The organism is Bacillus cereus group sp. BfR-BA-01441 (assembly GCF_022663075.1).
Classification (GTDB): Bacteria; Bacillota; Bacilli; order Bacillales; family Bacillaceae_G; genus Bacillus_A; species Bacillus_A cereus.
The window spans coordinates 55,976-67,471 of sequence record NZ_JAKUEU010000005.1 but is presented as its reverse complement, the minus strand read 5'-3'; the positions used below and the strand labels follow the sequence as shown (position 1 = coordinate 67,471).

The window sequence follows — 11,496 nt, the reverse complement described above, 5'->3', positions numbered from 1 at the left end:
TTGTACTTTCAGTATACTATATTTTCAAAACTGTTACACTCTCTCTTTGCATACCTGTACTATTTTTTTTATAACAAAATGACACTTACATTCCACCAGTCATTCTATTACAACAATGTAATGCTATTGTCATCTCATTCGATAGTTCGCCCACTTAATTGCCTATACAATTAAGACAAGAAATAAAACAGAGGAGCGAACACATGATGAAAAAACTTTTAGAGGTTGTAGGTGCTGTATTTTTAGCTTTCGTAGATGGGAAAAAAGTTGCAATGGAATTGAATGAAACACCTGAACAACCACGTACCAAAAGAGAAGAATCACCAAAACAAATACAAGCATTAAAAGCTGTCCTACACACGTAAAAAACCCTTCACTTTTCTTTTCAAATGAAGGGTTTCTTTTCTATAGTGTAATACTTTCTCCAGCTTCTAATACTTTCCCTGTACAATTTTGTAGCTTTTCTACAAATTGATATGGATCTTGTTCAATAACTGGGAACGTATTGTAATGCATCGGTACAACAGTTTTCGCATTAATCCATTTTGCCGCTAGTACAGCATCTTCTGGCCCCATTGTGAAATTATCACCAATTGGTAAAAATGCTAGATCAACTTTATTTAATTCCCCAATTAACTTCATATCAGAGAATAGTGCAGTATCTCCTGCGTGGTATACAGTTTTCTCTTCTGCTGTAAATAAAATACCTGCTGGCATACCTGTATATGTAATCGTCTTATTTGCTTCATCAATATAACTAGAACCGTGGAATGCTTGTGTAAACTTCACTTTTCCGAAGTCAAATTCATGTGAACCCCCAATATGCATCGGGTGTGTATTTACACCTTGCCAACTTAAAAATGTTGCTAGTTCAAATGGCGCTACAACAACTGCATTATTTTTCTTCGCAAGCTCTACTGTATCTCCAACATGATCACCGTGTCCATGCGATAAAAGAATTGCATCCACTTTTACATCTTCAGCTTTTAAATCTGTTTTCGGATTACCTGTTAAAAACGGGTCAATTAAAATAACTTTTTCATTCGCCTCAATTTTCACAACTGAATGTCCATGATAAGATACTTTCATTATTACATTCCTCCCCTATTCACATTCTCACTTTGTATTCTACATGATTTTTCAATTCCCTGTCTTTTCTAACATCTATTTACTTGTCATAACACTTTCTTCCGAGTTAAAGTTATATTTGTAATTAAATATCTCGGGGGTGCCAATCGATGAATGCTAGATTAGAAAATTTAATGCAATGGCTAAAAGAAAAAAACGTAGAAGCTGCGTTCTTAACTTCTACACCAAACGTCTTCTACATGACAAACTTCCACTGTGAACCACACGAAAGATTACTTGGTATGTTTGTATTCCAAGAAAAAGAACCTATTTTAATTTGCCCTAAAATGGAAGAAGGTCAAGCACGTAACGCTGGCTGGGCACATGAAATTATCGGATTTACTGATACTGACAGACCATGGGATATGATTGCAAAAGCAATTAAAGACCGCGGCATCAATGCAAATGCAGTTGCAATTGAAAAAGAACATTTAAACGTAGAGCGCTACGAAGAATTAACGAAATTATTCCCAAATGCAGCTTTCAAATCAGCTGAGGAGAAAGTTCGCGAACTTCGTTTAATTAAAGATGAAAAAGAACTTTCTATTTTACGCGAAGCAGCTAAAATGGCGGACTATGCTGTTGAAGTTGGTGTAAATGCAATTAAAGAAGATCGTAGTGAACTAGAAGTATTAGCAATTATTGAACACGAATTAAAAACAAAAGGCATACATAAAATGTCATTTGATACGATGGTATTAGCAGGTGCGAACTCAGCTCTTCCACACGGTATTCCTGGCGCAAACAAAATGAAACGCGGTGATTTCGTACTATTTGATTTAGGCGTAATCATTGACGGTTATTGCTCTGATATTACACGTACAGTGGCATTCGGCGAGATTTCTGAAGAACAAACTCGTATTTACAACACTGTACTTGCTGGACAACTACAAGCAGTTGAAGCATGTAAACCAGGTGTTACACTTGGCGCAATCGACAACGCTGCTCGTTCTGTTATCGCAGATGCAGGTTACGGAGACTTCTTCCCACACCGACTTGGTCATGGACTTGGAATTAGCGTACACGAATATCCAGATGTAAAAGCTGGTAACGAGTCTCCATTAAAAGAAGGTATGGTCTTCACAATCGAACCTGGTATTTACGTACCAAACGTAGGTGGCGTTCGTATTGAAGATGATATTTACATCACAAAAGACGGATCAGAAATTTTAACGAAATTCCCGAAAGAGTTACAATTTGTAAAATAATAGAAAAAGGCAGCGGGAGTGCTGCCTTTTTCTATTTCCCTACTATTTCAAATTTCTCTACAATCATTTTTGCTGGATAACTTTCAAGTATTTGAGAAAACCATACTTTTATTTTATCCCCTGTTTTTAACTGTTTATATGCGTCTTTGTCCTTAAAGCTCAAGACTATATGTGCTGGATGCTCTTTATTCATTTGTTGTTCTATATAATGTTGCAACTCTACTTTTGTTTCAACCGTTTTATCATCGGCAAAAAACATCGTGTCATTTCTTAATATGATATACCCTTCTTTAGGTACTTCTTTTACCGTTACTTGCTCTACTTGTTTTGTATCACACGCTGATAATACGACTAGAAATACACTTAAAAACATAACAATTTTCATATGCCTATTCATTTTTAACTCCTTACTCTAGGCTATTTCAAATTTAACACCATCTTCTCCTCATACTTATCATCCCATTTAATCACAACTTCTATAGGTTCATCTTTAGAGATAGGCGCGCAACTTACACAAGAAGACTTCATTTCAACCTTTGCTCCTCTATGAACTTCTGACGTTTGTGTCATTGTACTAAAGGCTCCATTAATAGCAATCTCTAAGTTTTTAAATTCTGTCTTTCCATCCCCGCCCTTATATTGAAACGTAAACATTCCATCTTCACTGTCATCCTTAATATGCCCTTTATATTGTCCAGTCCAACTTTTGCTCTCGCTAGAAAAAGTAAAATACCAAATCGAGCAGCTTCCTAAAAAGAAAATACTAATGAAAAAGAATAACGCTCTCTTCATCATGCCCCTCCATTCAAATGCACTTATTTATTGTCTATTTCTTCCTTCTATTATACTATTAAAATACAGAATTTTCTAAAATAGGGGGTTTATATGTTACAACAACAGTTAGAAGAAATTCGTAATAATAATTACATACTGGATAACACACTTAACATTGATTCTTTAAGTTCCAATATGCTTGAGCAAATTGGCGATACTGATAGCTATTTAAGGGACAAACTCATCTACTCTACTTTTTTTCATCTCATCAAGAAGGAATATCTTTCACACACACAATTACAGAAACTATTATTAGAAAGCATCGGTGAAAAATATTTATTGTATAAGATTCATTCAGATGATGAAGATGCGGTATTTACCCGAGCATTTACAACATTATTAATTGCCCTCATTATTGATGCTGATACAAATCATAATTTCTTATCACAGACTGATATTTCAAATGTAAAAGATCAACTAATTCTATATATGAACAACGAACATGATTTCCGTGGATATGTGCAAAAACACGGCTGGGCACATAGTATCGCTCATGCTTCTGATACATTTGAGGCGCTTGTGAATAGTCCTAAACTGGAAACTTTATATTACCAAGAAATATTACAAACTTTATTAAACAAAGTTTGTGTTCATTCCATCTATTACAAATATGAAGAAGATGAACGTATCGTTTATCCGATTGTCGCAATGCTACAAAATGGCTTAAAGGAAGAAGCACTCATATTAGCCCTTCGTGATTTAGTAGCTCAATTACCCGTTCAAAAACAAACATTACATATTGAATCATACGAGTTTCTATACGGAAATATAAAATCTTTCTTACGCAGCTTATTTTTCAGACTGCGCAAGCTTTCTATATGTGAAGAAACAGAATGCGAAATTGAAAAATTGCTACAAGAACTTCCAAAATATTATTAAAAAAAGAAGGCCACTCAAAAAGTGCCTTCTTCTATTTCACTAATATTTAATTGAAATTTCACGATCCAAACTGAGAAAAGGTGGACAAGAAGCGCAAACGCCATACATGCTCCGCTTAAAAAAGTTAGTATAGGATGCGAATACACGTGCCCCAATCCATAGGATACCGCCACGAAAAACATTGTTATGTAAATATAAATTGCTCCATGTATTTGCCTCATATAAACCTCCTTTTCCCATATTATAACATAAATTTTCTGATTATTCACATTAATTGCTTGTAATCAATATTTCTCAACTGTTACACCTCTTACAGCAGCCTTAATATATGGTGCTCCTTGTAAACTTTGTAAATCCTCTGTTTTGCCTGTTACGACTACACCGTATATTGGTAGGTCTTTTGGTTTGGTGTTTTTTATTTCTTTATAGTTTGTCCTAAAAGATTCTAATATCCCTTTTATTTTTACTTAAAGATATCCAAATACAGCTGTTCTACATTTTTATCATAATAAAAAGCACATCTATTTTGATGCGCCCTTCACATATATTTTATTAACATATAAATCACTTTTTTGAAACAAAAACTCTCACTCATCTCTCTCCATACTATCGTTATGACTTAGTTTCCATAATAATTGAACGAGGATAAAACCCCAGCTTTTCATAAAACGATACAGCTTCATTTCCGTACACTACTGTTAATTCAATTTCATCTATCTTCTTCGCTTTAAACCATTCCACTGCACTATTCATTAATTTCAAACCAAATCCGTTTCTTCGGTATCTTTCATCAACGAATAAAACTTCAATCTTTCCGTTTACACTTTTGCTATACGCTATACAACATCCTAATATATTATCTGTTTCCGCCTCAACTAATAATTCAATTCTATACTCTCCATACTTTGAATTTTGTTTATAAATTTCAATACGTTCCTCAAATGTCATTCTTGGATAGTCACCAGAAAAATGCCTTGATGTATTATTATGATATTCATGCAATTTATTTAAAGGTTCTCTTATTACTTCTATTTCATCGAGAGTGATATATTTATTACTAATTCTCATCCTACAGCATCTCCAATAATATATATTCCAACCAAAAAGATGACCATTTTACGGTTATAAAATACCAATCTATTATTTCATCGCGTCCTTCACAACATCTTGAATCATAACAACTTCTGTTTTCATATCAATAGACGGTGCTTCTTCATCGATACATTCATACCAAAATGCTAAGTGCTTTTTATCAATTTCATGATGCGAATTTTCGACAAAAATACCAGCTTCTCCTTGCACAGAATACCAATATAAGTACTCTTCTCCATCTCTTATTTCCCGGAAAATTGTCTCAACGTACATCTTTTCGTCGTTTAATGTCAAAAGTACTTCTTTCATATTGTCATTCAGAAGCTGCATCCATTCATCTACACGATGACTTTTATCTTGTTTCACTTTAAATCTCGTTAACTCCACATTCATTTTTATTCCCCCGTTTTCTTACGTACAAACAATCTATATTCTATTGGATGATAAAAACTTAATTTACTAGCTAATTTTTGCGAAGGAATATTGTCTACATAACAATCCCAGCACGGTATAATATCATTTTGTATGCAATGTTCAATAAACCTTGCTGCAACAGCTTGGGCTAATCCTTTCCCTTGATATGCTTTATGCGTCACAATATCAATTTCAGCAAATCCGTTCCCACTAAATATTGAAACACATTCCGCTACAATCATTCCTTCTAGTTCTATACAAAATCCAAAACCACCGTTTAAAAACGTTTCTTTTGATCCCCAATATTCTTTGTAGTACTCCTCTGTAAATTCACTGCTTCGTTCTATATCTCTTCTATCAATACGCTTCACTTCATATGTATTTTTGTTACAATCTCGTTTTCTCTCTTCAAAGGTTACGCTTTGAAATTTCATTCGCGGAATGTTTCGAAGTACATGACTAAAACGTTCTTCTATCATCATTTCCCACTCGTTACTCGAAGAGAACAATGTAAATCTCTTCTCTGTTTTTTCAATAGCCTTTTTTATAAAAGAAAATAAATCTTCGTTATAATTTTGATCATCAGTATCACCAAATAAATAATAAATACCGTTAGCTGTACGAATTAGTCCTGCTGTTAATTTCTCGTTTGCAAAAACCTCACCATCTATCACTTGATCACATACCGCATAAGCAAACGTCGTCGTTTTTGTATGACTTTCTAAAATCGGAAGGATTTTTCTATACTCGGCTACGGATAATTTTTTCATAATTGCTCCACTTTAATCGTATCCGCCTCTATATGTTCAAAACAAAGATTTACAGTTCTCTTTAATGCTCTCGTTCTATGAATCTTACATGCTGGAATTAAGATTGAATCATTTGGCTTTAAAACCGCTGTTTCTCCATCTTCAAAATCAATAAGTAATTCTCCCTCTAACACAATAAATAATTCATCCGAATTAGAATGATAGTGCCAATCATATTCACCAGTAAATACAGCGATTCGTAAGCAATGACTGTTTATATTTGAAACGACGAAGTTTGTATGTTGATCTTTAATATCCTTTGTTAATTCTATTAAGTTCACAGTCTCCATCTTTCGTCCCATCCTTTCATTAGTCGTTCTTCTAAAAAACTAACTTAATCTCCACCACCTCCGCAATCTCCTCCACCATCACTTGAGCTACTACAGTCATTGCTACTGTAGTCACCGAATCCACTTGATGAGCTTGAAGCGTATGAAGATTTTTTGCTTCTTTTTCTATCTTTTTTACTTTCATGACTAGGCCATACTGTAGCAAAGAGTATAACGAATAAGGCTAATTCTATTACAACAAGTATAAATTCTAGAATGCTCTCAATAATATTGGGAGTTATCCCAAAACTGTAAAACACTCCAAATGAATACATACACAAAATTACATACAGAGCCATACAAATATACCGAAATGTTTTCTCTATCGTAATGACTACTTTTTGTGAAAAAGGTATGTTCTGTTCCTTTTTGTTCTTTATATACCTTTGTCTCTTTGCCTGTTTTTTCTTCCTCTTTTTGCTCCCCATCGAATCCCCTCTTTTTATTATATAATTCTAAATTATCATAATAAAAATCGATTTACACCAATAAATAACAATTATTCACATGTTATTTCTCCATATAAAAAAGACCCTCCTCACGAAAAGGAAGGTCTCAAATGTATTTCTATTATGATAAAGCAGGAGCTTTTTCAAGAAGCTCTTTTGCATCAGCGTATTGTAAGCCGTGAGCTTCCGCAACTGCTTCGAATGTTACATAACCATCTAATGTGTTAATACCTTTTAATAATGCAGTGTTGCCTAAGCAAGCTTCTTTGTAGCCCTTGTTAGCAATTTGTACTGCATATGGTACTGTTACGTTTGTTAATGCAAGAGTTGACGTACGTGGAACTGCACCTGGCATATTAGCAACTGCATAATGAACAACGCCATGTTTTTCGTAAGTTGGGTTGTCATGAGTTGTAATACGATCAGTTGTTTCGAAAATACCACCTTGGTCAATCGCGATATCTACAACGACAGAACCTGGTTCCATTGATTGAATCATTTCTTCAGTTACAAGTTTTGGCGCTTTTGCACCCGGAATTAATACTGCTCCAATAACAAGGTCAGATTCTTTAACAGCTTCTGCAATATTGTATGGATTAGACATTAATGTTTTTACTTGGTTACCGAAAATATCATCTAATTGACGAAGACGTTCTGCACTTAAGTCAATGATTGTTACATCTGCACCTAAACCTACTGCAATCTTAGCTGCGTTTGTACCAGCTTGACCACCGCCAATGATTGTTACTTTGCCGCGTTTTACCCCTGGAACGCCTGCAAGTAAAATACCTTTACCGCCTTTGTTTTTCTCAAGGAATTGTGCACCGATTTGTGCAGACATACGACCAGCCACTTCACTCATAGGTGCAAGTAATGGTAAAGAACGATTGTCTAATTGTACTGTTTCGTATGCGATTGATGCAACTTTGTTATCGATTAATGCTTTCGTTAATTCTGGTTCTGGAGCTAAGTGTAAGTATGTGAATAAGATTAAGCCTTCACGGAAATAGCCGTATTCACTTGCTACTGGCTCTTTTACCTTCATAACCATATCTTGATTCCATGCTTCTTCAGCAGTTTCTACAAGTTTCGCACCAGCTTGTACGTATTCTTCATCTGTAAAGCCAGATCCTAAACCTGCTCCTTTTTGAACAAAAACTTCGTGACCATTTTGTACTAAATGTACTGCTCCCGCTGGCGTCATTGCCACACGGTTTTCATTGTTTTTAATTTCTGTTGGAATACCGATACGCATGATTAGTTCCCCCTTGAGTTATGAAATGACCCCTGAATCATTTTTTAAAGCGCTTTCTACGCTCTTATATTTTAACATAATATCTCAATATTTGACAAAAAAATAACACGAGTTTTCCGATAGATTTAATTTTATATTAAAGGACAGTATTATCCGCACCTCTCAGCACAATAGATAAACTGTCCAATTATTCGAAACTTCATCTTATTTTATTCTATCGATGTCTATGAATAACATCCACTGCACCAGTCACTTCAATAATTGTACCGGTAATCATATCGGAATCGTCCTCACATAAAAACGAAATGGTTCTTGCAATATCTTCACCTGTTCCAGATCTACCAATCGGTGTGTTATGCTCTTTCAGCTGACGTGCTTCTTGAATAGTTGCCTCTTTCATATCGCCAATAATATCACCAGGACATACCATGTTCGCAGTGATACCATACTCCGCTTCTTCATAAGCAACTGTTTTCGTTAATGAAACAAGTCCTACTTTCGCTGCGGCAAAAGCTGAACGATAAATCCATCCCGGTGCACTATCCGCCCCTTGAAATCCGTAATTAATAATACGGCCAAAGTTCTGTTTTCTCATGACCGGAACGACAAGTTTTAATAAATGAAATACCGCTGTTAAATTTCCCTGAATCATTTCATTCCATTCATCTTCTTCATAATCAACTAACTTTTTTCGTTCAAATACATATGGACCAGCATTATTAATTAAAAAGTCAATTTTGCCAAAACGGCTCATCGCTTCTTCTACTATTTTATGTAAATCTTCCTTTTTCGTGACATCCGCTTGCACGAATTGTAGACGCTCTTCCACATCTTTATATGTTTCTTTCATCGTTTCCATAGCCGTGATATCGCTATGGTACGTTACTGTTACTGAATAGCCTTTAGCCAATAACTTTTCTGTTACTTGCTTTCCTAAACCTTTCGTACCGGCTGTAATGAGCGCATGTCTCACAAAACTGCCCCCTTTTAAATTGCTATACTTCATATGTAACAAGTTCTCGCTCCAATTACAACTAAAATGAATCGAAACAGAGTTTTCAAAATTCTGTAACGTTTCTGGCAAGCACGTTACCAAAATTTGTTTTATAATTAAGTTGTAAACAGTTATAAAACAGATTGGGAGGAATTTACTATGAATAATACATATACAAATATTTTAATCGCGGTGGATGGTTCTAAAGAAGCAGAAAAAGCCTTTAAAAAAGCAATTCAAGTCGCAAAGCGCAACAATGCAACATTAACAATTGCTCATATCGTTGATGTAAAAGCATACTCAGCAGTAGAAGCTTATAGCCGTGCAATTGCGGAACGTGCAAATCTATTTGCAGAAGACCTATTAGAAGACTACAAAAAAACTGCGCTTGAAGCTGGTCTTGAAAAAATTGAAACTGTATTAGAATTCGGTAATCCTAAATCAAAAATTTCAAAAGAAATCGCTCCAAACCATAAAGTAGATTTAATTATGTGTGGTGCGACTGGTTTAAATGCTGTTGAGCGTTTCCTAATTGGTAGCGTCTCTGAACATATTATTCGCTATGCGAAATGCGATGTCCTTGTTGTTCGTGGTGATGAAGAGCAAGGTGAGCTTTAATTTATAGATAAAACACCAAGTCCACATAGGCTTGGTGTTTTTCATTTTATAAACTTCACTATAAACAAAAGACATGCTACGACAACAACGGTAATTGCCAACACATAAGGCGGAAGAAACTTCAAAGACCATAATGCCATCATAATCGTCGCAACCGTTAAGTACGTTCGCCTTGCACCTCCTGTCATTTTTTTACGAAATAAGAAAACATACAAATAACCAATTGGCGGCGTAATAAAGCAAAGAACGTATATGATTTTTGATTTTAAATACCACTTTTGTTCTCCAAGTTTCTTTATATCCCCTTCTATTCTCTTATGCTCTTGTTCTTTCGCTTCTTCTACAAGCGGATTTTCCTCTTCTCCTCGCTTTTCTTTCATATAAGGAAGAAAGTGCATAAAAAAATAGTATGCGAATACGAATGCTCCAAATCCAATATTTACTCTTTCTAATGGAATATGTTCACTAAAAAAAGCAGCAGTAAGCACTAAAGACAAACAGTATGTCATCATCCAAAAGGAACGTTTTCTCTTTTTCCGTTCCATTTCTTTTTTGCCTTGTATATCTTTTCTTTTCGAAAGCCATATAGAAATAAAGCAATCTACTACAAATAGAGCAAAAATAAATATCGCAACGTGTACTGTTTCTAAATCCTCAAATGAAAAGATATTTGGGAATGCAACATGTAATACAATGAATGTGTACAAAATTAGCCCTATAAAATAAATACGTCTCATTTTCCATCCCTTTCTTATTTCCTAACATTACGTTAACATACATTTTTTAGAAATAGACGGACAAAATATATATGTGTAAAGAAGGAGGATGCTATATGGATGATTCTGAACGTATTATTTTAGATGTGAACGGCAAAGAAATTGAAATGCTAGATACGATTCGCACTCATTTTAAAGAGAAGCACGGCGTTGAACTAAGTAATGGTGCATTACTTCGTGATTTGATGGATATTGAGTATATTCGAATTACGGAAGATCGACATAAGTATGATTAAAAGAAAACGACTGCAGGCGAATGCCATCAGTCGTTTTCTTTCTTTATTTAAGCTCTTGATGTTTCCCGCCCATACCACCAGACTCATTGCTATCTTGGTGTACAGTTAGTTTATTTGTTTTCGCATCTTTTAAAACTCTATATGTATATGATTCATTTGTTTCATCTTTAAACTGTACATTCATACCATACGAATCCATTTTGCTATAAAAGGCCGGTTTTATATATAAAATATCACTTTCTTTATATCCTTTATCTTGTAAATGCCACATCGTTGCGATAACCGCTTCTTCTCGCTTTTCTTTTTCACCAACATACATATATTTGTCCAAAAGAAACACTTTAGCATTTGCAATTAAACTAATTAACAGTACAATGATAAACACTATTTTTTTCATAGACTTCCCCTAAATTGTTATTTTTTACTACATTGTAACTTAAATGCTAGTAAAAAATAAAGTACGCCAGACTTTACT

At 34.6% G+C, this 11,496-nt stretch carries 18 protein-coding genes and 1 pseudogene; 5 read left to right on the top strand and 14 right to left on the bottom strand.

Annotation, left to right across the window (positions count from 1 at the left end; genetic code table 11):
- The first annotated feature begins 203 nt into the window (after positions 1–203).
- Positions 204–365 carry a hypothetical protein gene (locus MR107_RS03980; protein ID WP_000976303.1) on the top strand — a complete coding sequence of 54 codons (162 nt, stop codon included), beginning with the start codon at positions 204–206 and terminating at the stop codon, positions 363–365.
- A 40-nt stretch (positions 366–405) separates the two neighbouring features.
- Here the strand turns inward: MR107_RS03980 and MR107_RS03975 are convergent, their stop codons facing one another.
- Entirely contained in the window at positions 406–1,089 is a 684-nt protein-coding gene (locus tag MR107_RS03975; protein ID WP_000868918.1) for a metal-dependent hydrolase, read from the bottom strand.
- Between the two features lie 149 nt (positions 1,090–1,238).
- Between MR107_RS03975 and pepQ the strand changes: the two genes are divergently transcribed.
- The gene (gene pepQ, locus MR107_RS03970) at positions 1,239–2,336 is read left to right on the top strand and encodes a Xaa-Pro dipeptidase (RefSeq protein WP_000994026.1); all 1,098 of its coding nucleotides are present in this window, start codon (positions 1,239–1,241) and stop codon (positions 2,334–2,336) included.
- A gap of 31 nt (positions 2,337–2,367) precedes the next feature.
- Here the strand turns inward: pepQ and MR107_RS03965 are convergent, their stop codons facing one another.
- The gene (locus tag MR107_RS03965) at positions 2,368–2,733 is read right to left on the bottom strand and encodes a DUF3221 domain-containing protein (protein WP_001079377.1); all 366 of its coding nucleotides are present in this window, start codon (positions 2,731–2,733) and stop codon (positions 2,368–2,370) included.
- A 20-nt stretch (positions 2,734–2,753) separates the two neighbouring features.
- Positions 2,754–3,128, bottom strand: a complete 375-nt coding sequence (locus MR107_RS03960; protein ID WP_000816717.1) for a hypothetical protein — start codon at positions 3,126–3,128, stop codon at positions 2,754–2,756.
- Between the two features lie 93 nt (positions 3,129–3,221).
- Here MR107_RS03960 and MR107_RS03955 point away from each other — a divergent pair, with 93 nt between their 5' ends.
- The gene (locus tag MR107_RS03955; RefSeq protein ID WP_086402150.1) at positions 3,222–4,049 is read left to right on the top strand and encodes a DUF2785 domain-containing protein; all 828 of its coding nucleotides are present in this window, start codon (positions 3,222–3,224) and stop codon (positions 4,047–4,049) included.
- A gap of 14 nt (positions 4,050–4,063) precedes the next feature.
- Here the strand turns inward: MR107_RS03955 and MR107_RS03950 are convergent, their stop codons facing one another.
- The 9 genes and pseudogenes from MR107_RS03950 to MR107_RS03910 form a co-directional block, all read right to left on the bottom strand.
- The gene (locus tag MR107_RS03950; RefSeq protein WP_001248908.1) at positions 4,064–4,270 is read right to left on the bottom strand and encodes a hypothetical protein; all 207 of its coding nucleotides are present in this window, start codon (positions 4,268–4,270) and stop codon (positions 4,064–4,066) included.
- A 63-nt stretch (positions 4,271–4,333) separates the two neighbouring features.
- Positions 4,334–4,523, bottom strand: a pseudogene (locus MR107_RS03945) (anti sigma factor C-terminal domain-containing protein); the annotation flags it as partial.
- A 138-nt stretch (positions 4,524–4,661) separates the two neighbouring features.
- Complete coding sequence (locus MR107_RS03940) at positions 4,662–5,117, bottom strand: GNAT family N-acetyltransferase (RefSeq protein WP_001222930.1); 456 nt, start codon at positions 5,115–5,117, stop codon at positions 4,662–4,664.
- 72 nt (positions 5,118–5,189) lie between these two features.
- The gene (locus MR107_RS03935; protein WP_059303410.1) at positions 5,190–5,534 is read right to left on the bottom strand and encodes a DUF6176 family protein; all 345 of its coding nucleotides are present in this window, start codon (positions 5,532–5,534) and stop codon (positions 5,190–5,192) included.
- A 2-nt stretch (positions 5,535–5,536) separates the two neighbouring features.
- Positions 5,537–6,325, bottom strand: a complete 789-nt coding sequence (locus tag MR107_RS03930; RefSeq protein ID WP_000736747.1) for a GNAT family N-acetyltransferase — start codon at positions 6,323–6,325, stop codon at positions 5,537–5,539.
- Entirely contained in the window at positions 6,322–6,654 is a 333-nt protein-coding gene (locus MR107_RS03925; protein ID WP_242292070.1) for a cupin domain-containing protein, read from the bottom strand. Before MR107_RS03925 ends, MR107_RS03930 begins: the two co-directional genes overlap by 4 nt.
- A 44-nt stretch (positions 6,655–6,698) precedes the next feature.
- Positions 6,699–7,121 (bottom strand): hypothetical protein, encoded by a 423-nt coding sequence (locus tag MR107_RS03920; protein ID WP_000534945.1) that lies wholly within the window; start codon positions 7,119–7,121, stop codon positions 6,699–6,701.
- A gap of 142 nt (positions 7,122–7,263) precedes the next feature.
- Positions 7,264–8,397, bottom strand: a complete 1,134-nt coding sequence (ald, locus tag MR107_RS03915; RefSeq protein WP_001219403.1) for an alanine dehydrogenase — start codon at positions 8,395–8,397, stop codon at positions 7,264–7,266.
- A 214-nt stretch (positions 8,398–8,611) separates the two neighbouring features.
- Positions 8,612–9,403 (bottom strand): SDR family oxidoreductase, encoded by a 792-nt coding sequence (locus MR107_RS03910; protein ID WP_002024902.1) that lies wholly within the window; start codon positions 9,401–9,403, stop codon positions 8,612–8,614.
- Between the two features lie 147 nt (positions 9,404–9,550).
- Here MR107_RS03910 and MR107_RS03905 point away from each other — a divergent pair, with 147 nt between their 5' ends.
- Positions 9,551–10,009 carry a universal stress protein gene (locus MR107_RS03905; protein WP_001066673.1) on the top strand — a complete coding sequence of 153 codons (459 nt, stop codon included), beginning with the start codon at positions 9,551–9,553 and terminating at the stop codon, positions 10,007–10,009.
- A 41-nt stretch (positions 10,010–10,050) separates the two neighbouring features.
- Here the strand turns inward: MR107_RS03905 and MR107_RS03900 are convergent, their stop codons facing one another.
- Positions 10,051–10,746, bottom strand: a complete 696-nt coding sequence (locus tag MR107_RS03900) for a hypothetical protein (protein ID WP_242292069.1) — start codon at positions 10,744–10,746, stop codon at positions 10,051–10,053.
- A 95-nt stretch (positions 10,747–10,841) separates the two neighbouring features.
- Between MR107_RS03900 and MR107_RS03895 the strand changes: the two genes are divergently transcribed.
- On the top strand, positions 10,842–11,021 hold the full coding sequence (locus tag MR107_RS03895; RefSeq protein ID WP_000342760.1) for a hypothetical protein: 180 nt from the start codon (positions 10,842–10,844) through the stop codon (positions 11,019–11,021).
- A gap of 43 nt (positions 11,022–11,064) precedes the next feature.
- On the opposite strand, the gene MR107_RS03890 is transcribed toward MR107_RS03895, so the two are convergent.
- Positions 11,065–11,418 (bottom strand): DUF3139 domain-containing protein, encoded by a 354-nt coding sequence (locus MR107_RS03890; RefSeq protein WP_242292068.1) that lies wholly within the window; start codon positions 11,416–11,418, stop codon positions 11,065–11,067.
- Positions 11,419–11,496 lie beyond the last annotated feature (78 nt).

What these genes read in the sequence shown, in the direction of transcription:
- MR107_RS03890 (WP_242292068.1), bottom strand. Translation starts at nt 11,418, where the DNA reads ATGAAAAAAATAGTGTTTATCATTGTACTGTTAATTAGTTTAATTGCA.
- MR107_RS03910 (WP_002024902.1), bottom strand. Translation starts at nt 9,403, where the DNA reads ATGAAGTATAGCAATTTAAAAGGGGGCAGTTTTGTGAGACATGCGCTC.
- MR107_RS03935 (WP_059303410.1), bottom strand. Translation starts at nt 5,534, where the DNA reads ATGAATGTGGAGTTAACGAGATTTAAAGTGAAACAAGATAAAAGTCAT.
- MR107_RS03900 (WP_242292069.1), bottom strand. Translation starts at nt 10,746, where the DNA reads ATGAGACGTATTTATTTTATAGGGCTAATTTTGTACACATTCATTGTA.
- MR107_RS03905 (WP_001066673.1), top strand. Translation starts at nt 9,551, where the DNA reads ATGAATAATACATATACAAATATTTTAATCGCGGTGGATGGTTCTAAA.
- MR107_RS03895 (WP_000342760.1), top strand. Translation starts at nt 10,842, where the DNA reads ATGGATGATTCTGAACGTATTATTTTAGATGTGAACGGCAAAGAAATT.
- MR107_RS03925 (WP_242292070.1), bottom strand. Translation starts at nt 6,654, where the DNA reads ATGGAGACTGTGAACTTAATAGAATTAACAAAGGATATTAAAGATCAA.
- MR107_RS03955 (WP_086402150.1), top strand. Translation starts at nt 3,222, where the DNA reads ATGTTACAACAACAGTTAGAAGAAATTCGTAATAATAATTACATACTG.
- MR107_RS03930 (WP_000736747.1), bottom strand. Translation starts at nt 6,325, where the DNA reads ATGAAAAAATTATCCGTAGCCGAGTATAGAAAAATCCTTCCGATTTTA.
- MR107_RS03950 (WP_001248908.1), bottom strand. Translation starts at nt 4,270, where the DNA reads ATGAGGCAAATACATGGAGCAATTTATATTTACATAACAATGTTTTTC.
- MR107_RS03940 (WP_001222930.1), bottom strand. Translation starts at nt 5,117, where the DNA reads ATGAGAATTAGTAATAAATATATCACTCTCGATGAAATAGAAGTAATA.
- MR107_RS03980 (WP_000976303.1), top strand. Translation starts at nt 204, where the DNA reads ATGATGAAAAAACTTTTAGAGGTTGTAGGTGCTGTATTTTTAGCTTTC.
- MR107_RS03960 (WP_000816717.1), bottom strand. Translation starts at nt 3,128, where the DNA reads ATGAAGAGAGCGTTATTCTTTTTCATTAGTATTTTCTTTTTAGGAAGC.
- MR107_RS03975 (WP_000868918.1), bottom strand. Translation starts at nt 1,089, where the DNA reads ATGAAAGTATCTTATCATGGACATTCAGTTGTGAAAATTGAGGCGAAT.
- MR107_RS03920 (WP_000534945.1), bottom strand. Translation starts at nt 7,121, where the DNA reads ATGGGGAGCAAAAAGAGGAAGAAAAAACAGGCAAAGAGACAAAGGTAT.
- pepQ (WP_000994026.1), top strand. Translation starts at nt 1,239, where the DNA reads ATGAATGCTAGATTAGAAAATTTAATGCAATGGCTAAAAGAAAAAAAC.
- MR107_RS03965 (WP_001079377.1), bottom strand. Translation starts at nt 2,733, where the DNA reads ATGAATAGGCATATGAAAATTGTTATGTTTTTAAGTGTATTTCTAGTC.
- ald (WP_001219403.1), bottom strand. Translation starts at nt 8,397, where the DNA reads ATGCGTATCGGTATTCCAACAGAAATTAAAAACAATGAAAACCGTGTG.